At 71.0% G+C, this 17,497-nt stretch carries 19 protein-coding genes; 10 read left to right on the top strand and 9 right to left on the bottom strand.

The genetic code is table 11. From position 1 onward, the window contains the following. Positions 1-6 precede the first annotated feature (6 nt). Positions 7-168 carry a hypothetical protein gene (locus ACRDP3_RS01410; protein WP_431514938.1) on the bottom strand — a complete coding sequence of 54 codons (162 nt, stop codon included), beginning with the start codon at positions 166-168 and terminating at the stop codon, positions 7-9. A 241-nt stretch (positions 169-409) separates the two neighbouring features. Here ACRDP3_RS01410 and ACRDP3_RS01405 point away from each other — a divergent pair, with 241 nt between their 5' ends. Both ACRDP3_RS01405 and ACRDP3_RS01400 read left to right on the top strand, forming a co-directional pair. Then, positions 410-649 carry a DUF397 domain-containing protein gene (locus ACRDP3_RS01405; RefSeq protein WP_431514937.1) on the top strand — a complete coding sequence of 80 codons (240 nt, stop codon included), beginning with the start codon at positions 410-412 and terminating at the stop codon, positions 647-649. Between the two features lie 141 nt (positions 650-790). Continuing rightward, positions 791-1,708: a helix-turn-helix domain-containing protein gene (locus ACRDP3_RS01400; RefSeq protein ID WP_431514936.1), complete on the top strand. Its 918-nt coding sequence runs from the start codon at positions 791-793 to the stop codon at positions 1,706-1,708. Positions 1,709-1,750: 42 nt separating this feature from the next. On the opposite strand, the gene ACRDP3_RS01395 is transcribed toward ACRDP3_RS01400, so the two are convergent. Then, a complete protein-coding gene (locus ACRDP3_RS01395; protein ID WP_431514935.1) occupies positions 1,751-2,566 on the bottom strand; it encodes an SAM-dependent methyltransferase in 816 nt (271 codons plus the stop codon). A 147-nt stretch (positions 2,567-2,713) separates the two neighbouring features. Continuing rightward, on the bottom strand, positions 2,714-3,106 hold the full coding sequence (locus tag ACRDP3_RS01390; protein WP_431514934.1) for an ATP-binding protein: 393 nt from the start codon (positions 3,104-3,106) through the stop codon (positions 2,714-2,716). A gap of 284 nt (positions 3,107-3,390) precedes the next feature. Here ACRDP3_RS01390 and ACRDP3_RS01385 point away from each other — a divergent pair, with 284 nt between their 5' ends. The 4 genes from ACRDP3_RS01385 (at position 3,391) to ACRDP3_RS01370 (ending at position 7,077) form a co-directional block, all read left to right on the top strand. Next, a complete protein-coding gene (locus tag ACRDP3_RS01385) occupies positions 3,391-4,248 on the top strand; it encodes a helix-turn-helix domain-containing protein (RefSeq protein ID WP_431514933.1) in 858 nt (285 codons plus the stop codon). 4 nt (positions 4,249-4,252) lie between these two features. Continuing rightward, positions 4,253-4,489: a DUF397 domain-containing protein gene (locus ACRDP3_RS01380; RefSeq protein WP_431514932.1), complete on the top strand. Its 237-nt coding sequence runs from the start codon at positions 4,253-4,255 to the stop codon at positions 4,487-4,489. A gap of 40 nt (positions 4,490-4,529) precedes the next feature. Beyond that, a complete protein-coding gene (locus tag ACRDP3_RS01375; RefSeq protein WP_431514931.1) occupies positions 4,530-5,162 on the top strand; it encodes an SAM-dependent methyltransferase in 633 nt (210 codons plus the stop codon). A 94-nt stretch (positions 5,163-5,256) separates the two neighbouring features. Then, on the top strand, positions 5,257-7,077 hold the full coding sequence (locus tag ACRDP3_RS01370) for an acyl-CoA dehydrogenase (RefSeq protein ID WP_431514930.1): 1,821 nt from the start codon (positions 5,257-5,259) through the stop codon (positions 7,075-7,077). 23 nt (positions 7,078-7,100) lie between these two features. On the opposite strand, the gene ACRDP3_RS01365 is transcribed toward ACRDP3_RS01370, so the two are convergent. The 3 genes from ACRDP3_RS01365 to ACRDP3_RS01355 form a co-directional block, all read right to left on the bottom strand. Then, positions 7,101-8,588 (bottom strand): LCP family protein, encoded by a 1,488-nt coding sequence (locus tag ACRDP3_RS01365; RefSeq protein ID WP_431514929.1) that lies wholly within the window; start codon positions 8,586-8,588, stop codon positions 7,101-7,103. A gap of 134 nt (positions 8,589-8,722) precedes the next feature. Then, the gene (locus ACRDP3_RS01360) at positions 8,723-10,270 is read right to left on the bottom strand and encodes an FAD-dependent oxidoreductase (protein WP_431514928.1); all 1,548 of its coding nucleotides are present in this window, start codon (positions 10,268-10,270) and stop codon (positions 8,723-8,725) included. A 99-nt stretch (positions 10,271-10,369) separates the two neighbouring features. Next, positions 10,370-11,053 (bottom strand): phosphoribosyltransferase, encoded by a 684-nt coding sequence (locus tag ACRDP3_RS01355; protein ID WP_431514927.1) that lies wholly within the window; start codon positions 11,051-11,053, stop codon positions 10,370-10,372. 195 nt (positions 11,054-11,248) lie between these two features. Here ACRDP3_RS01355 and ACRDP3_RS01350 point away from each other — a divergent pair, with 195 nt between their 5' ends. Both ACRDP3_RS01350 and ACRDP3_RS01345 read left to right on the top strand, forming a co-directional pair. Then, the gene (locus tag ACRDP3_RS01350) at positions 11,249-12,031 is read left to right on the top strand and encodes a DUF6227 family protein (RefSeq protein WP_431514926.1); all 783 of its coding nucleotides are present in this window, start codon (positions 11,249-11,251) and stop codon (positions 12,029-12,031) included. 132 nt (positions 12,032-12,163) lie between these two features. Then, a complete protein-coding gene (locus ACRDP3_RS01345) occupies positions 12,164-13,450 on the top strand; it encodes a transglycosylase family protein (RefSeq protein ID WP_431514925.1) in 1,287 nt (428 codons plus the stop codon). Positions 13,451-13,462: 12 nt separating this feature from the next. Here the strand turns inward: ACRDP3_RS01345 and ACRDP3_RS01340 are convergent, their stop codons facing one another. From ACRDP3_RS01340 to ACRDP3_RS01330, 3 genes are all read right to left on the bottom strand, one after another. Then, positions 13,463-14,008: a DUF5709 domain-containing protein gene (locus ACRDP3_RS01340; protein ID WP_431514924.1), complete on the bottom strand. Its 546-nt coding sequence runs from the start codon at positions 14,006-14,008 to the stop codon at positions 13,463-13,465. Between the two features lies 1 nt (position 14,009). Continuing rightward, on the bottom strand, positions 14,010-14,354 hold the full coding sequence (locus ACRDP3_RS01335; RefSeq protein ID WP_431514923.1) for a DUF6343 family protein: 345 nt from the start codon (positions 14,352-14,354) through the stop codon (positions 14,010-14,012). A gap of 74 nt (positions 14,355-14,428) precedes the next feature. Continuing rightward, the gene (locus ACRDP3_RS01330) at positions 14,429-14,629 is read right to left on the bottom strand and encodes a DUF2180 family protein (protein WP_431514922.1); all 201 of its coding nucleotides are present in this window, start codon (positions 14,627-14,629) and stop codon (positions 14,429-14,431) included. A 394-nt stretch (positions 14,630-15,023) separates the two neighbouring features. On the opposite strand from ACRDP3_RS01330, the gene ACRDP3_RS01325 reads away from it, so the two are divergent. Then, the gene (locus ACRDP3_RS01325) at positions 15,024-15,842 is read left to right on the top strand and encodes an SAM-dependent methyltransferase (protein WP_431514921.1); all 819 of its coding nucleotides are present in this window, start codon (positions 15,024-15,026) and stop codon (positions 15,840-15,842) included. Further along, on the top strand, positions 15,839-17,497 hold a 1,659-nt coding region (locus ACRDP3_RS01320; RefSeq protein ID WP_431514920.1), incomplete at its 3' end, for a putative bifunctional diguanylate cyclase/phosphodiesterase. The genes ACRDP3_RS01325 and ACRDP3_RS01320, both read left to right, overlap by 4 nt.

Below are 17,497 nucleotides of genomic sequence, written 5' to 3'. Positions count from 1 at the left end.
GAGCGGTCAGCCCGCCCGGCGCCGGGCCGATTCGCCGCGCTCCGCGGGGCGGGCGGCGTCGCGCAGCCACGCGGGGCGGGCGGCGATCTCCAGCAGCAGAAGCAGCCGTGTGAGCGGATCGTCCCAGTCACACTGCCCGAGTTCCGTGATCGCGGCCTGTTCGTCCACGGGCCCTGCGGTAGCGGGTCGTTCAGATCCGTGTGAGGTCACTGGGACTCCAGGGTGAGGGACAGATGACCCGAACCACGCCACTCTGAGGGCGCGTTCGGGCTCAGGGCCGCTGCGCCGGTCATTCTCGCCGAACGGCGCTTACCGCTGCAAGTACATCTGCAATGACGGATGCAAGAACGCTCGACTGTGAGACAGTGCTGACTCATCACCAGCCAACGCCGGACTGATGGAGAGTCAGATGGACATCGACAACGGCATCCCCGCCGGCCAACTGCGGGACGTCTCCTGGCGGAAGAGCGGCCGCAGCAACCCGAACGGCAACTGTGTCGAGCTCGCGGACCTGGCCGGCGGCGGTGTCGCCGTGCGCAACTCGCGTCATCCGTCGGGTCCGGCGCTCATCTACACCCCGGCGGAGATCGCCGCGTTCATCCAGGGCGCCAAGGACGGCGACTTCGACGATCTGCTGCCGAAAGGGTAAGAAACGGGGCGCCCTTGGCCCCGGCACATGTCGGGGGTATGTGCGCTCCGCATGAGAGTTCGGGGCATGACTGTACGGGCCGTTCGCAGAGTGGGACACTGAGCGCTCGACTCGTCACTCACGGGAGCAAGGACACGTGTGATGTCAGCACAGCGGGAAGGCGATTCGTCGGTCCGGCGAATTCTCGACCACCCTCGTGGTGGACCGACGATCCTGCGCATCGTGCTGGGGACACAGCTGCGGCGGCTTCGTGAGCGAAGCGGCATCACCCGTGAGGCCGCCGGTGAGGCGATCCGCGGCTCGCACGCGAAGATCAGCCGCCTGGAGCTGGGCAGGGTCGGCTACAAGGAACGGGACGTGGCCGACCTGCTCTCGCTGTACGGGGTCACCGACCCGCGTGACCGCGAGGAACATCTCGTACTCGCGCGCCACGCCAGCACACCCGGCTGGTGGCAGAAGTACAGCGATGTGATGTCGCCGTGGTTCGACAGGCTGATCGGCCTGGAGGAAGCCTCCTCGGTGATCCGCATGTACGAGGTGCAGTTCATCCCCGGACTGCTGCAGACCGAGGACTACGCCCGCGCGGTCATGCGGCTGGGTCATCCGCGCGCCTCGGAGCAGGAGATCGAGCGGCGGGTCGAGCTCCGGTCCGACCGGCAGGCGATTCTCACCCGCCCGCACAGCCCCAAGCTGTGGGCCGTGGTGGACGAGGCGGCGCTGCGGCGCCAGCTGGGCGGCGCCGCCGTGATGCGGGAGCAGATCAAGCGGCTGCTGTGGGCGACCGAACAGCCCAACATCACGCTGCAGATCGCACCGTTCGCGATCGGCGGCCTCGCGGCCGCGGGCGGGCCGGTCACCATACTCCGCTTCCTGGAGCCCGACCTGCCCGACATCGTCTATCTGGAACAGCTCACCAGCTCGCTGTACCTGGAGAAGCGCGAAGAGGTGGAGAACTACATGGTGGTGATGGACCGCCTGTGCGCCACCGCCGAACCGCCGTCCAGGACCGTCGACTTCCTGGAGCGGCTGCTGAGCGGCGCCGAGAGCCACGACGTCTGAGCCGGTGCCCGCGACCTCACGGGCACCGGCTCCGGCAGCGGCTCACGGCGTACGGGCGACGCCTCCGAACTCGTACCATTCGTCGGTGAGCTGACGGGGTCCCAGATCCGAGTCCAGCCGCCAGTCGTTGATCTCCCCCAGGCCCGGCTCGAGGACCTCCAGGCCGTCGAAGTAGCGCTCGACCTCGTGCGCCTGCCGCACCCTGCCCCAGTTGTTGTGCGTGCTCTCGGCCATGAACTCGGTGACGAAGTCCCGGGTCGTCTTGTCCTCGCTCACCAGTTGATTGATCACCACGAAGCTGCCGGACGGGAGCCGTTCGATGATCCGGCGCAGCAGCGCGGCGGGGTCGGAGGAGTCGGGGATGCAGTGCATCACCGAGACGAAGAGGGCACCGACGGGCTGCGAGAGATCGATCAGCCGGCGCACCTCGGGGTGATCGAAGATGTCATCCGTATCGCGTATGTCCGCCTGGATGACCGCGGTGTTGACGTTCTCCTGCAGCAGCGCGCGGCCGTGTGCCAGGACGATGGGGTCCCTGTCGACGTAGACCGCCCGCGCCGCGGGATCGATGCGCTGGGCGACCTGGTGCACGTTGTCCTGGGTGGGCAGTCCTGATCCGTGGTCGATGAACTGCCGCACCCCGTACTCCTGCGCCAGCACCCGGACGGCCCGCTGCAGGAAGCGGCGGTTGTTGACGGCCAGCGCTCTGGTGCTCGGGACGACCTTGTCGAGTTCGGCGACCGCCAGGCGGTCGACCTCGTAATTGTCCTTGCCGCCGAGGTAGTAGTCGTACATCCGCGCCACGCTGGGGGTGGTGACGTCCACACCCTGTCCTGCCGCGTCTTCGTCTTCGCGCATGCGTGCCTCACGTCTCGCTGCGTACACGTCCGGTTGCGCTGCAGCATCTCACGCGGATGTGTCGCAGACCACATCAACTGCCCACTGCGGCAAGGAAATACGAGGGTGACCGAGGTGACCGAGGTGGCTGAAGCGAGAGCCGGCGGCTCACCGGGCGGGGAGGCTCAGCTCCGCCCACACCAGTCGGCCGGGCCGGACTCCCGACTGCACGCCCCACGTCTCGGCCACGGCGTTCACCAGCTTCAGCCCCCGGCCGTTGACGTCCTCCGGCTCGGCCTCCCTCGGGGTGGGGTCGCACAGACCGCCGCCCTCGTCGAAGACCTCTATCCGCAAGCGCTGCCCGTCCGTCTGCAGCCGGCAGCGGACCCGGTCGGTGTCGGTGTGCACGACGACATTGGTGAAGAACTCCGAGATGACCAGCTGCGCCGCGTGGCCGACGTCCTCGGGCAGACCCCAGTCGCGCAGTTGTCCGCAGACCCGCTCCCGCGCGTCCGATACCGCGGCCGCGTCGGCCGGCAGCTCGAAACTCTCGCGGTGCACGTCAACGGAGCCCCCGGCAGACGTGGGGGAAGTGAGCGGCGTCGCGGGACGGAACAGGGCCACCGTTCTGTACGCCTTCCGTCTACCCGGGTACGGCGACGGCAGGGCGCTGAGGCAGCACACAGGGAGCTATGAGCTGTATCACGCTCCTCACTATGCTCCCGCCTCCCACACAATGGCAAGAGTCGTTCTGCGAATTGCAGAGACGGAGGCGCAGAGTGGCTGCCACACTACGGGCATGACACGCTCCCGGTGCGACATGTCCCGTGGAGGGGGGAGGCCTCGTGCCTGAAGGCCGTGCCGCGCCGACCGTGGGCCAGATGGTCCTCGGCCTGCGGCTGCGGGATCTGCGCGAGGGAGCAGGATGTTCCTTCACCGACGCCGCCACCGCACTGAGTGTCAACGCGACCACGGTCCGTCGCATGGAGAAGGCCGAGGTCGGCCTGAAGCCGCCGTACGTGGAGAAGCTGCTCACGACATACGGCATCCCCGAAGCGGAGATCTCCGCCTTCCTCACCCTTGTCGAGGAGGCCAACCGGCCCGGCTGGTGGCACCGCTTCCGTGACGTGCTGCCCGCCTGGTTCAGCCTCTACGTCAGCCTGGAGGGCGAGGCCGGCCTCATCCGCGCGTACGAGCCGCACTGCGTGCCCGGTCTGCTGCAGACCGAGGAGTACGCACGCGCCCTGCTGAGCACCGGCTTCCCGCACGCGAGCGACGAGGAACTCGACCGCCGCGTCGCCCTGCGCATGGAACGGCAGGAGCTGCTGCGCCGGCCGGACGCCCCGCGGCTGTGGGTGGTGCTCGAGGAGCAGGTGGTGAGACGGCACGTCGGCGAGCCCGCGGTGATGCGCGGCCAGCTCGACCGGCTCATCGAGTCCACCGCGATGCCGAACGTCACCGTGCAGGTCATACCGTTCAGCGCGGGGCCGCACCCTGCCATGTTCGGGCCCTTCCAGCTGTTCCGGTTCGACATCCCGGAGCTTCCGGACATCGTCTACTCCGAGTCGCTGACCGGAGCCGTCTACCACGACGAACGCGCCGACACCGTCGCGTTCCTGGAGGCCCTGGACCGGCTGGGCGCACAGGCCGCGCCCGCGTCCCGCACCTGCTCCCTCCTCAGTGCGATCCGCAAGGAGTTCTGACCGCATGGTTCACATCTACAACGGCATGCCCGCCTCCGAACTCGGCAGCGAGGGCTGGCACAAGCCCTGGAGCGGCCCGAACGGCGGCAACTGCGTCGAGATGATGCGACTGCCGGACGGCCGGGTCGCCATGCGGCAGTCGTCGGACCCGCACGGACCGGCGCTGATCTGCGCCCCGCGGGAGATCAGGCTTTTCCTCCAGGGCGCCAAGCACGGTGCGGCCGACTATCTGCTGACGTGACCACCGGATCCAGCACCGACCAGGACCGAACGGAGACGCCGTGACCGGACAGGGTCAGGCACCGGAGATCGATCCAGGCACGGCCCGGGCCCACCGGGAGTTCATGATCCGTGCCACCCGCTGGCTCACCGCCGAGCGGGGCATGCGTCAGTTCCTCGACATCGGCTCCGGCATCCCCGCCGAACCCGTTCTGCACCGGATCGCACGGGCGGCGGCACCCGAAGCGAAGGTCGTCTACGCCGACAGCGCCCCTCTGGTCGGGCAGCACGCCCGGGAACTGCTGCGCGGCACACCTGAGGGAAGCACCGCCTACGTGCACGCGGACGTCACGGACCCGGAGAGCATCCTGGACGCTCCCGGCCTGAGCGACACCATCGACCTGGGCCGCCCCGTGGCGCTCTGCGTCAACGCCCACCTCCCCTTCGCCGCCCCCGCCGAGCATCCGTACGAGATGGTCCGCTCGCTGCTCAGCGCTCTCCCGGCGGAGAGCTATCTCGCCCTGACCCACACCACCGCCGACTTCGCCGTGGCCGCCCGCTTCTTCGACGGCCTGGAGCCGGCCGCGCCGGGCCTGGTGGCGCCGCACCGCTGGCGCCCCGCCGACGGCACCCCCACCGGGTCGGGCGGGAGCGGCACCTCCGGTTACGCCGGGGTCGCGCGGAAGCGGCGTTGACAGCGGGCGGCACCCGGCAGCAGGATAAGCAAGCGCTTAGGAACCTACGCGGCTACGCCGCTCCGCCGCAGCCGACCGGGATCGGATCACCCCCATGGCCTCACCCTCGCTCCTCCTCTCCCGCCGGGACCTGGACTTCCTGCTCCACCAGTGGCTCGACGCCGAGGAGCTGACCCGGCGCCCGCGCTACGCGGAGCACTCCCGGGAGACCTACGACGCCGTGCTCGACCTGAGTGAGCAGATCGCCACCCGGCACTTCGCGCCGCACAACAAGAAGAACGACCAGGAGGAGCCCCGCTTCGACGGCGAGCGGGTGCACACCGTCCCGGAGGTGAAGCAGGGGCTGGAGGCATTCGCGAAGGCCGATCTGCTCGCGGCGGCGATGGATGAGGAACTGGGCGGCATGCAACTGCCGCACATGGTCACGACGGCCTGTTTCAGCTGGTTCCAGGCCGCCAATGTCGGCACCTCCGCCTATCTCTTCCTCACCCTCGGCAACGCCAGGCTGCTGTGCGCCCACGGCTCGGCCGAGCAGATCGACACCTATGCACGGCCGATGCTCGCGGGACGCTTCTTCGGCACGATGTGCCTCTCCGAGCCGCAGGCAGGCTCCTCACTCGCGGACGTCACCACCCGCGCGGAGCCGCGGGAGGACGGCAGTCACCGTCTCTTCGGCAGCAAGATGTGGATCTCGGCGGGCGACCACGAACTGGCCGAGAACATCGTCCACCTGGTGCTCGCCCGCATCCCCGGCGGCCCGCCCGGGGTCAAGGGCCTGTCCCTGTTCATCGTGCCCAAGCACCTGGTCGGCCCGGACGGCACCGTCGGCGAGCGCAACGACGTCGTCACCGCCGGGCTCAACCACAAGATGGGCTACCGCGGTACGACCAACGCCCTGCTCAACTTCGGTGAGGGCGCGCACCGTCCGGGCGGCGAGCCGGGCGCGGTCGGCCACCTCGTCGGCGAGCCGCACCGCGGACTGGCCTACATGTTCCACATGATGAACGGCGCGCGCATCGGCGTCGGCGCGGGCGCCATGGCGCTGGGCTACACCGGCTACCTCAAGTCGCTCGACTACGCCCGGCAGCGCCCGCAGGGCCGCCCGCTCCCGGCAAAGGACGCCACGGCCGCCAAGGACGCCACCACGCCGCAGGTCCCGATCATCGAGCACGCCGACGTGCGGCGGATGCTGCTCGCACAGAAGTCCTACGTCGAGGGCGCCCTCGCCCTGCTGCTGTACTGCTCACGGCTGGTCGACGAGCAGGAGACGGCGGAAAGCGAAGAAGAACGCGCACACGCACGGCTGCTGCTGGACGTGCTGACCCCGATCGCCAAGAGCTGGCCCTCACAGTGGTGCCTGGAGGCCAACAACCTCGCCATCCAGGTACACGGCGGCTACGGCTACACCCGCGAGTACGACGTCGAGCAGCACTACCGCGACAACCGGCTCAACCCCATCCACGAGGGGACGCACGGCATCCAGGCCCTGGACCTGCTCGGCCGCAAGGCGGTCATGGACGGCGGGGCCGGACTCGCGGCGCTGGGCGTGACCATCGAGGCGACCGCGGAGCGCGCGGCGTCCGAGGGCGGCGAGGCGGCCGAACTCGGCGCCACGCTGCGGGAGTCGTGGGAGCGGGCCACGAAGGTCACCGCACGGCTGTGGGGCACCGGCGACCCGCCGGTGGCGCTGGCCAACGCCTCGGTCTACCTGGAGGCGGTGGGCCACACCGTCGTCGCGTGGATATGGCTCGGCCAGTTCCTGGCCACGTCCGGTCACGACGACGCCTTCCACCGCGGCAAGCGGCAGGCCGCCCGCTACTTCTTCCGCCACGAACTGCCCCGCACCGGACCGCAGTTCGCCCTGCTGGAGTCTCTCGACACCACCACGCTGGAAACCGAGCCGGACTGGTTCTAGGGCCGTCCGGCTCGGTTTCGCTTCTAACCGTCGCAGTCGAGCGTGTCGCCGGTCACCGGCGCACCCTCGACGCTGCTGCGGTCGACGTCCACGTCGGAGACCTCGGTGCCCTCCGTGCCGGGCCGGACCGAGAAGACCTCCAGGTGCTCCGTACCCGAGACGGGCACCGGTCGCAGCACCGCACCCGGCAGCGCGGCCGCCACCGTCTCCGCCTCCCGTACGAAGTGCGGGTCAAAGCTCACTTCGGTACGTCCGCCGCGCGTGCCCCCGGCGCCACCACGCCGCTCGTCCAGGACGTGGAACCCGTTGTCCCGCAGATCTTGCGCCATCCGCCGGGCGGCCTCACCGCGGCCGTCGACGCGCACCGAGATCTTCTCGGGCGGGAACGCGACCGGCCGCGCGCCCGGTTCGGGTCCCGTCGCCGGGTTCCCGGTGATGGGCCGGTCAGCGCGCAGGTCGGCGAAGAGGGCACGCGCCCGCGGCTCGTCCCAGGCCAGGGTGGAGCCCCACACGGGGACCCGGCGGTCGAACTCCGACATCGGCACCGTCGCGAACTCGGTGCGGCGCGCCGTCAGTCCGTGCAGTTCCCGGCCGAGCCGGCTCAGCCGGCCGGGCGTCAGTCCGCTGTCCGTGCGCACCGATCCCGCCAGCGCGGTGGCGGCGCGCAGCAGTGCCACCGGGTTCCCGGCCACCTTGTCGCTGGTCAGGCTGGTCAGCATCTCGGCCAGCAGGCGCTGCTGACGGCGCACCCGGCCCAGGTCGCCGGGCGGATGGACGTGCCGTGCGCGCACGTACCGCAGGGACTTGTCCCCGTCCAGCAGATGAGTGCCCGCCAGCAGTCGCAGGCCGGAATTCTCGTCCCGCAGCGGCTTGTTGGTGCACACCCGTGCACCCTTCAGCCGGTCGACGGCATCGACGAAGCCGGTGAAGTCGGCCTCCGCGTAGTGGTCGACGCGGACCCCGGTCACCCGTTCGACCGTACGGACCGTGAGGGAGGGGCCGCCATGCGCGTAGGCGCTGTTGATCTTGCCGAGGTGGCGGGTGGTGCCGTTGGTGATCTTGCCGAATCCCTTGCCGGTGTCGCGGTGGGAGGCGAAGCGCACGTACGAGTCGCGCGGGATGCTCACCACGCTGACCCGGTCCCGGTCCGCGGAGATGTGCAGCAGCATCATCACGTCGGTGCAGTCGCACTGCTGCCCGTTCACGTGCAGCCGGTCCTTGGTCGCCTGGGACAGGCCCGCCCGCCGGTCAAGGCCGACGAGGAGGATGTTCATCCCCGGGCCACGCGCCGGGCGCCCCCGCTCGGGGAGCCCGGACAGCGCGGTGGCGGCCGCGTCCGAGAGGCCCGGCGGGACGGGGGTGGAACCGCCGGCGAACCCGGCGTCCAGCGTGGCGCCGCACGTCAGCGCCGCGCAGAAGGCGGCGGCAAGGGCGACGCGACGTCGCGCGGGGCGCGGCGGAAAGGCGGAGCGCAAGAAGTGCGGATGCGAGAAGCGGGAGAGGGGGAACACGAGCCGATGCACCTCCGCGGAGTGAGCGATTCCGCATGCTAGGCACGCCCTCTCCCCCGCCCCGCGCTGATCCGTCCCACTCGCCCGTCCGGGTCACCCGGTCAGATGAACGCCACTTCTCCTGATCCCCCGACTCACGCCAGGTCGTCGCGCGGCTCCAGCGGCCGGGTCGCCGGCCCCTGGATCACCCGGCCTTCCGTGTCGAAGCGCGAGCCGTGACAGGGGCACTCCCAGGCACCCTCGGCGTCGTTGAACCGCACCAGGCAGCCCAGATGCGTGCAGCGTGGCGACAGCGCCCGCACCTCGCCCTCCGGCGTACGGTGCACCGCGCAGCGCCGCCCGCGGATGCGCACGATCGCGCCGGCGCCCGGAGCGATCTCGTCCACCGAGTCGACGTAGGAGGACCGCAGCCGGTCCCCCACGAACCGGCCCGCCACGGTCGACTGGAAGCGCAGCATCGCGGGCGCCTCACGCGGGCTGAGCCGGCGCGGATCGTACAGCTTGGCCCAGGGCGGCAGGGAGTCGCCGGTGATGTGAGCCGTCAGCAGCCGGCCGGCGAGCACCCCGTTGGTCATGCCCCAGCCGCCGAAGCCGGTCGCCACCCAGGTGTGCTGCGCCGCCGGATGGAACGGGCCGATGTAGGGCACGCGGTCCGTGGTGTCGTTGTCCTGGGTCGCCCAGCGGTGCACCAGGCGGGCGTCCGGGAAGCGCTCGTACGTCCACGCCGCCAGCCGCTCGTAGCGTGCCCCCACCGAGCCCTGTCCGGCCGTGCCCGGGGTGAACTTCTCGCCGGTGACGATGAGCAGCCGCTGCCCGCCACGGAACGGATAGGGCGCGGTGCGCACCGAGCGGGTGCCGCGCTCGGGGGTGAGGTAGCCGCCGCCCGGGTCCTGGTCGGCGGGCAGCAGCGCGGAGACGACGAGTTCGCGGCGCGGGGTGAGCCGGGAGAACATCAACGCCCGGTCGAAGACGGGGTAATGGGTGGCCACCACGACGTCGCGGGCGACGACCTCGGCGCCGTTCTCGGTGCTGAGGCGGCAGGGCTCCCCCTCGTGGAGGCCGGTGACGCGGGTGCGCTCGTGAATGCGGCCGCCCTGCCGCAGCAGGTCGTCGGCGAGCGCCAGGAGGTACTTGCGGGGGTGGAACTGCGCCTGGTCCTCGACGCGTACGGCCGCCGACACCGGGAAAGGCAGCCCGGTCCGCGTCACGTACGAGGCGGGCAGCCCGGCCTCGCGGGCCGCCTCGGCCTCTGCCCGTACCTCGTCCACATGGTGATCGGACTCGACGAAGGTGTAGGCGGGGCACCGCTCCAGCTCGCAATCGATCCCCAACTCAGCGGCGACGGCGGTCACATGCTCGATCGCCTGCTGCTGTGACGCGGCGTACAGCCGGGCACTCTCCGCTCCCAGCTTGTCACGCAGGTGCGCGTAGACGAGCCCGTGCAGGGCGGAGACCTTCGCCGTCGTGTGGCCGGTGACACCGGCGGCGATGCGGTCGGACTCCAGCACGGCGACGCTGCGGCCCGCCCGCGCCAGCTCCCACGCCACGGAGAGTCCCGCGACCCCGCCGCCCACGACCGCGACGTCCACCTCCGTCTCGCTGCCGGGCGGGAGGGGCGGGTGGGGCGCGGCCGCCGCGGACAACATCCAGTAGGACTCGTAACCGACGGGCAGTGTGGTCAAGGCTGCTCCTTGTGGTCATCCGGCTCGCACGGACGCCCGGGCCGGCATGGCCTTTCGGTGAAAAGTGTGACGTCGCTGTGATTCCCCGCGCCGACCGCCTCACGCGCGACCGCCGGGACTTCCCGTGGTCCGCGTGCGTCCCCCGGCTTCGCGCAGGATGTCCAGCACCTCTTCGTCGGTCAGCTGGTTGAAGTTCTGGTACCAGAAGCCGACCGATCCGAAGGCCGCGGGCCGCTGCAGGCAGAGAATCTCGTCGGCTTCCGGTTCGAGCATTCGCGCCGCCTGGGGCGAGCACACCGGAGCCGCGAGGGTGATGCCGGCGGGCGCGGACTGGCGTACGGCGCGCAGGGCAGCGCGCGCGGTCGCGCCGGTGGCCACGCCGTCATCGATGAGGACGGCGGAGCGCCCCGCCACCGCGGGCCCGTGCCGGCCCTGCCGGTAGAGCTCCTCGCGGCGCCGCAGCTCCGCGCGCTCGCGCTCGGCCAGCGGGCGCAGTTCCTCCTCGGTCAGGCCCAACTGACTCAGCAGGGTGTGGTCGTACAACGGCGGGGCGTCCCCCGCCACCGCTCCTACGCCCAGCTCCGGCTGGAAGGGAGCGCCGATCTTGCGTGCGACGACGACGTCGAGCGGTGCGTCCAGCGCACGGGCGACCTCGTCGGCGACGGGCAGCCCGCCGCGCGGCAGACCGAGCACGAGGACGTCCGGCAGACCGCCGGCGCGCTGCCGCTCGGCCAGCCGCTCGGCCAGCGCCTTTCCGGCTTCTCGCCGGTCATGGAACTGCATGGCGCCGCCTCCTCCATGCCGGAAGTGTGCTTCGACCCGGGTATCCGGCCGTGGCCGACGTACACAGGACACGGCCGCGGAAGTTCCGTTTCCGGCACGGGAATTCCATTGAATCCGCTCCCACAAGCAAGCGCTCAGGTCTACGGTGTGTGCCTGCGGGGATCATCATGTGCTATGCGCCGGGAGGGCTCCGCGATGAGCAGGGAAGCAGTGCCGACGCCTGCTGAACATGTGCGTGAGCTGCTGGCTCGGGCCCAGAATCCGTTCGACGTCACCGACGCGGCGCTGGCCCGGCTGGAGGACGCCGTGCTGTGTCACGTGGAGCTGCACGGCTGGCGGCAGCGCAAGACTCCGGCGCCGAGTCTGCGGTGCAGCAGCTACCGTCACCTCTTCCTGCTGCGGGACGGCGGTGTGCTGCCGCTGTGGGAGTTGCGCTACGACCACGAGAACGACGCGGCAGACACTCCGCACGAGATGTGCGAGGTGTACGAGAACGTGGAGGCGCTGGCCCGCTCCGAACGCCGCGTGCACCAGAGCCAGGAGCGGCCGGAACCGTGCGAGGTGCCGGACAGCGGCGATGCCGCGCTGGAGTTCCTGCTCACGACGGACACGGAATCCGGTGACCGCACGCGCCGCGTCTACACCGGGAGCGACTCCCCCGACCACGCACGCCGCCTGCTGCGCCGCGCCGAGAACGCCGACCGGCCCGGCGAGGACGTGTGGCGGCTGCTCGCCACCTCCCGCGGTCACGACATCCTGCCCGTACCGCGGCCCCGGGCGCTGGCCCACGCGTGGCAATTGTGGTGCTCCGTCTACGAACACGCCTTCCTGCTCGCGGACGGCAGCGAGATCAGTCTGTACGAGCTGGAGCACGACCTGTCCGGCACCGGCCTGCTGGTATGTGAGGTCTACCTCGAGGAGAACGTCGCCGATCAGGCCGCGCACCGGCGCGCACGGGACCACGGCTTCGATCTGTGACCGTGCGGGCGCGGAACGGGACGCACCCATGCCTTCTTCGTGACCCCTTGTGACCTTCTCCGTGCCGACCGTATTGTGGGCGCGCTTTCATCCGTCCTTTCGCAGGGTGCCAGTCGACCGGAGGACCCGCCCATGCCCGCTCGCGGACGACACCGCCGCAACCGGCCCATCGCCGCATCCCGCTTATCGCTCAGGGTCACCGCGGGCGGCGCCGGGATCGCGATACCTCTCATCGGCGCCCAGCTCGCGGCTGCCACCCCCGAGGCTGCGACCTCTGAGGGCGTCTGGCAGAAGGTCGCCGCCTGCGAGAGCGGCAACAAATGGGACATCAACACCGGCAACGGCTACTACGGCGGGCTGCAGTTCACGCAGAGCACCTGGCAGGCCTACGGCGGGGCCGCGTACGCTCCACGCGCCGATCTCGCGACGCGGGCCGAGCAGATCGCCGTCGCCGAGAAGGTACTGGCCGGACAGGGCCCCGGAGCATGGCCGGACTGCGGCCCCCGGGCGAGCCTGACCCGCGACGCGGCCGTGCGGAAGAACGCGGCGAAGAAGCCCGCGGCGCAGCAGGGGCAGGAGCAGCGGGCCGAACGGGAGGAGCGGACCGAACGGGCCAGAGCGGACCGCTCGAAACAGCCGACGACCTACGAGGTCGTCGGCGGTGACAGCCTCTCCGCCATCGCCGAGGCACGGGATGTCGAAGGCGGCTGGAGCGAGTTGTACGCCCGCAACCGGGAGACCGTAGGGGGCGATCCCGACCTCATCCTGCCCGGACAGCGACTCCGGCTGGACGGCGCGGCAGGACGGTCCCATCCGCGGCCGGAGGCGAAGGCCAAGGGGAAGGCCAGGGAAGAGAGAGCGAAGGACACGGCACCCGAGAAGCCGGACGGGGGCGCCGAGGCCGGATCCGGGGCCGAGGCGAAGGAGAAGCCGCAGCCGAAGCCCCGCACCCGCAAGGCGGAGAGCGGCACGAAGGCGAAGGCCGCCGCGCCCGCCGGCAAGCCGGCGTCATCGGCCGCGGCCGCGCCGGTCAGCGGTGTCAGCCCGAGCACGGCCTACCGCGCGGCCGGCGGCAGCTGGTCCTCCGGTCACCACACCGGAGTGGACTTTCCCGTTCCCACCGGCACCACGGTGAAGGCCGTCAGCAGCGGCGAGGTCGTCTCGGCGGGCTGGGCGGGCGCGTACGGCTACGAGGTGGTGCTGCGGCACAGCGACGGCAGGTACAGCCAGTACGGCCACCTATCGGCGATCTCCGTACGCGCGGGGCAGACCGTGACTCCCGGCCGGCGCATCGGCCGCTCCGGCTCGACGGGCAACGCCACCGGACCGCACCTGCACTTCGAGATCCGGACCGGCCCCGGCTACGGCACGGACATCAACCCGCTCAGCTACCTGCGAGGACGCGGCGTCAGCCTCTGACGGGCGGCGGCCTCAGCCGTCCTCGTCCGCGACCGCCTCCGGGTCGGTGTATTCCGGCCCGGCCGGCGGCTCCGGCCGCGGGTCGGGGGCTTCCTCGGCCTCTTCGATGGCTTCCAGGTCCAGCCCGAGGCCGCTCTCGTCGTCGTCGGCGACGTGCATGGCCGTCTCCTCCACCGACAGCCCATGGGCCGGCGACGCGGTGGAGAAGCTGTCCTGGTTGGCGGGGCGCCAGGAGAGCGGGTCGTCACTGAGCTGCCCGGCCTGCTCGGCCGCGAGCTGCCCGGCCTCGAACTGCCCGGCCTGCTCGTTCTCGAGCTGCTCGGCGGCCTCTTCGCCCACGTCGGGCTCCTCCTCCGACAGCTTCTCGTCCAGCGATTCGCCCTCGACCTGTTCGGCGAACGTGGTGCCGTACCGCTCGACGGCCACCGGCTCGTCCCCGGGTATGGACGTGCGCTCCGGATCACTGGCCAGCTCGGCCTCCGGCGATTCCGCACGCAGATCCGGCATCCCCTCGTCCTCGGGTTCCGCGCCCGGGTCGTGGGGCTCATCCTCAGTCATGTCACCCCTCGGTACCCCGGTGGTCGCCGGAAAAACGCGCGCGCTTGCGCCGCAGCAGCACCACCGTCAGATCGACTACGGAGAACAGCGCCAGGCCCGCGCAGATCAGCGTCAGAGTCCGCAGCGAGCCGACGCCTGGCGCGTCGCCGGGACCCGTCTGCGTCATCCAGTACCAGAACAGCCCGGTAGCGGCCAGGAAGAGCGGCGTGAAGAGGGTCGCGAGAATCAGCCGTACGCGCAACGCGCTCCGCGCGGTGACGGGCTCGCTACCGCTGTGGGTACGCGACCAGTGACGCTCGAGCGGGCCGCTGTGCGGCGGCCGCCGCCCGGGACGGTGCTCGGTCATCTCTCGCCCCTTCCCGCGCCGGCTGCTTCCTGCTTCCAGTGTCCCTCCGAACCGGGTCGGGCCGGTCAGGCCGGTCAGACTTCAGCCTCGTGGCACACCCCGCAGGTGAACCGCCGCGCCTGCGGGGTGTGCGTGGATCTGCCCGTACCCGCGGGTTCGTGCACGGTCAGCGGAGCCACGTGTGCATGGTCGAGGCACAGACCGGCGCCGCAGCGGGTGCAGAGGGCCACCGCGACGGCGGTCTCCTGGCGTGCCCGGCAGTCGTAACAGTTCATGACCCGTCCTCCCTGGCGTCCGCTTCCGGGTGCCACCCGCCAGACGGCGGGAAACAGCCGCGTGACAAGCCTGGGAGGCCGGGGACGCGAGCCGCGCTCGGCGGCCGGGCCGGTGACGCCGGCCCTGTTGCCGGGGTTCGAACGCTCGTAGCACGGTGACGCTTTCGGCTTCCCGGACCTCAACACCTCCGCATGCCGCCTCACTTCGCACCGGGAAGGCGGGGCGGCGCGCGTCCGCGGCACATGTGCCAGGGCGCTATGCCCCGGAAACGCCCTACCAGCGCGGGCAAGATCCAGCCGGAGAGTTACCGATTCCTTCCAACCACCCGGCCCGTGTCAGTAGCCTCTTGACCGACGGCAGTCCGCAACAGCACTGAACGAGCTGGAGACCTGGATGGAACGTCCTGCCTGGGCCCCGCAGGGCATAGACCTGACCGTGCCGAGTGTGTCCCGAATGTACGACTACTACCTGGGGGGTTCGCACAACTTCGAGGTGGACCGGGAAGCGGCGCGGCGTGCCATCGAGGCGTGGCCGGGCCTGCCGAAGATCATCCGGGCGAATCGTGCCTTCATGCGGCGTGCCGTCCGGTTCGCGGTCGGTGAAGGCGTGACCCAGTTCCTCGACATCGGTTCCGGCATCCCCACGTTCGGCAACATCCACGAAGAGGCACAGGCCGTCGACGGCGAGTCCCGTGTCGTCTACGTCGACAACGATCCGGTGGCCGTGGCGCACAGCCGCGCGGTGCTGGACGGCGTCGACCGCGCGGAGATCGTCTCGGCCGACTTCCGTTCCCCGCAGGACATTCTGGGGAGCGACGCGGTCGAGCGGCAGCTGGACCTCGACCGCCCGGTGGCCCTGATGCTGGTCGCGCTGCTGCACTTCGTCGAGGACAAGGAAGACCCCTGGAAGACCGTCGCCGAGCTGGGTGACGCTCTCGCGCCCGGCAGTCTTCTGGTGCTGACACACAGCTCCGCAGACCGGGGGTCCGAGCGGGAAGCCACCGGCGTGCGGGACGTCTACCGCAGCGCCAGTTCACCGCTGATCATGCGCACCCGCACCGCCGTCAACCGTTTCTTCGACGGCTTCGACCTGGTCGAACCGGGCCTGGTCCCGCTGCCGCACTGGCGCCCCACCGAGGGGCCCGAGCCGGACGACCCGATCCTCCTGTCCGGTTACGCCGGAGTGGGCCGCAAGGCGGGAAGAGCCGGGTGAGTCCCGGGCCGGACGAGCGCGACGGGCTCGAGGACGACGGACTGCGGCGCTTCGCGACCATCTGGAGCCGCGCCGTCCATCCGGCGACGCAGAACGCGATGACGCGTGCCGAACTGGAGGACTACCTCTACCCCTTGACCGTACGGCTCTGTGACGCCCTGCACGCCCACCCCTTCTCCGCCGCACCGGGCCGCGAGGTCGGCGCCGCTCTGGTGGCGGGCCACTGCACCAACCCGGACGCGCTGCCGCAGCTGCTCGGGGTGATCGACTCATATCTGGTGCTCTACGGGCGCGACCCGGAGAGCACCACGCTGCCGGTGGACGAGGCCCGCGCCCGCTGTTCCCGCCTGCAGCACGCGATCGCGGCCGGCTTCACCCGGGCGCTGCGCGACCGCACCCTCGGCGAGCAGGAGGCGCTCTCCCGCGCCGCACTGGCCGCGCAGACCGCCGTCGAGGAGGCGCTGCACGCCAGCGAGACCCGCTTCCGCGCCGTCTTCAAGGACGCCACCATCGGCATCAGCATCGCCGACATGGACGGCCGCATCCGCGACGCCAACGACGCGCTCGCCCGGATGTTCGGCCGCTCGGAGGAGGAGATGCGCAGACGGAACGTCAACGAATGGGTGCACCCCGACGACGCACCCGGGGTCTGGCAGCTGCACCGGCAGCTGGTACGCGGCGAACGCGACCACTTCCGGGTCGAGAAGCCCTACCACCGGCCGGACGGCACGGTGCTGTGGACCAACCTGACGGTCTCACTGCTCCGCGACGCCGAGGGCGAACCGCGGTACCAGCTGGCGCTGATGGAGGACATCACCGAGCGCCGCCTGCTGCACCTGCGACTGCGCTACGAGGCCACCCACGACGAGCTGACCGGGCTGCCCAACCGCACCCTCTTCGCCGAGCGCCTGGACCGGCTGCTGTCGGCGAGCAGCGGGGTGAAGCGCTTCGGGCTGTGCTATCTCGACATCGACGGCTTCAAGGCGGTCAACGACAGCCTGGGCCACGCGGTGGGCGACCAGCTGCTGATCTCGGTCGCCGAACGGCTGCAGTCGTGCACCGCGGGGCAGGGGCATCTGGTCGCCCGTATCGGCGGCGACGAGTTCGCGGCGCTGGTCACCGATCCGTCCGGCCCGGAGGACGTGGCCGAGCTCGCCAGGCAGGTCCTGGCGGCGCTGGCGACCCCGATCGGCCTCGACGGCCGTGAGCTGTCCGTACGGGCGAGCATCGGCATCGTCGAGGGGCGCAGCGGAGAGCTGCGCCCCGAAGAGGTTATGCGCAGCGCGGACATCACCATGTACCGGGCGAAGGACGGGGGCGGCAACCGCTACGTGGTGGCCGATCCCGACTCCGACGCGCGGGCCATCGACCGCCACAGCCTCACCACCCACCTGCCGGCGGCGCTGGAGCGGGACGAGTTCTTCCTGGAGTACCAGCCCCTGATCCGGATGAGCGACGGGCACGTGGACGGCGCCGAGGCACTCGTGCGCTGGAAGCACCCGGTGCACGGCAGACTCGGCCCGGACCGGTTCATCCCGCTGGCCGAACACACGGGCCTCATCGTGCCGTTGGGCCGGTGGGTGCTGGAACAGGCGGTGCGGCAGGCGTGCGCCTGGCACGCGCAGCGCGACGCGGAGAGCCTCGTGGGCGGGGCC

The organism is Streptomyces sp., assembly GCF_050698815.1.
Classification (GTDB): Bacteria; Actinomycetota; Actinomycetes; order Streptomycetales; family Streptomycetaceae; genus Streptomyces.
Note: the sequence above shows the minus strand (reverse complement) of the source record. Positions and strands in the feature narration are given on the sequence as shown.

Coding starts and splice junctions, on each gene's coding strand:
- ACRDP3_RS01405 (WP_431514937.1), top strand. CDS start 410: ATGGACATCGACAACGGCATCCCCGCCGGCCAACTGCGGGACGTCTCC.
- ACRDP3_RS01400 (WP_431514936.1), top strand. CDS start 791: ATGTCAGCACAGCGGGAAGGCGATTCGTCGGTCCGGCGAATTCTCGAC.
- ACRDP3_RS01395 (WP_431514935.1), bottom strand. CDS start 2,566: ATGCGCGAAGACGAAGACGCGGCAGGACAGGGTGTGGACGTCACCACC.
- ACRDP3_RS01380 (WP_431514932.1), top strand. CDS start 4,253: ATGGTTCACATCTACAACGGCATGCCCGCCTCCGAACTCGGCAGCGAG.
- ACRDP3_RS01370 (WP_431514930.1), top strand. CDS start 5,257: ATGGCCTCACCCTCGCTCCTCCTCTCCCGCCGGGACCTGGACTTCCTG.
- ACRDP3_RS01355 (WP_431514927.1), bottom strand. CDS start 11,053: ATGCAGTTCCATGACCGGCGAGAAGCCGGAAAGGCGCTGGCCGAGCGG.
- ACRDP3_RS01350 (WP_431514926.1), top strand. CDS start 11,249: ATGAGCAGGGAAGCAGTGCCGACGCCTGCTGAACATGTGCGTGAGCTG.
- ACRDP3_RS01345 (WP_431514925.1), top strand. CDS start 12,164: ATGCCCGCTCGCGGACGACACCGCCGCAACCGGCCCATCGCCGCATCC.
- ACRDP3_RS01340 (WP_431514924.1), bottom strand. CDS start 14,008: ATGACTGAGGATGAGCCCCACGACCCGGGCGCGGAACCCGAGGACGAG.
- ACRDP3_RS01335 (WP_431514923.1), bottom strand. CDS start 14,354: ATGACCGAGCACCGTCCCGGGCGGCGGCCGCCGCACAGCGGCCCGCTC.
- ACRDP3_RS01330 (WP_431514922.1), bottom strand. CDS start 14,629: ATGAACTGTTACGACTGCCGGGCACGCCAGGAGACCGCCGTCGCGGTG.
- ACRDP3_RS01325 (WP_431514921.1), top strand. CDS start 15,024: ATGGAACGTCCTGCCTGGGCCCCGCAGGGCATAGACCTGACCGTGCCG.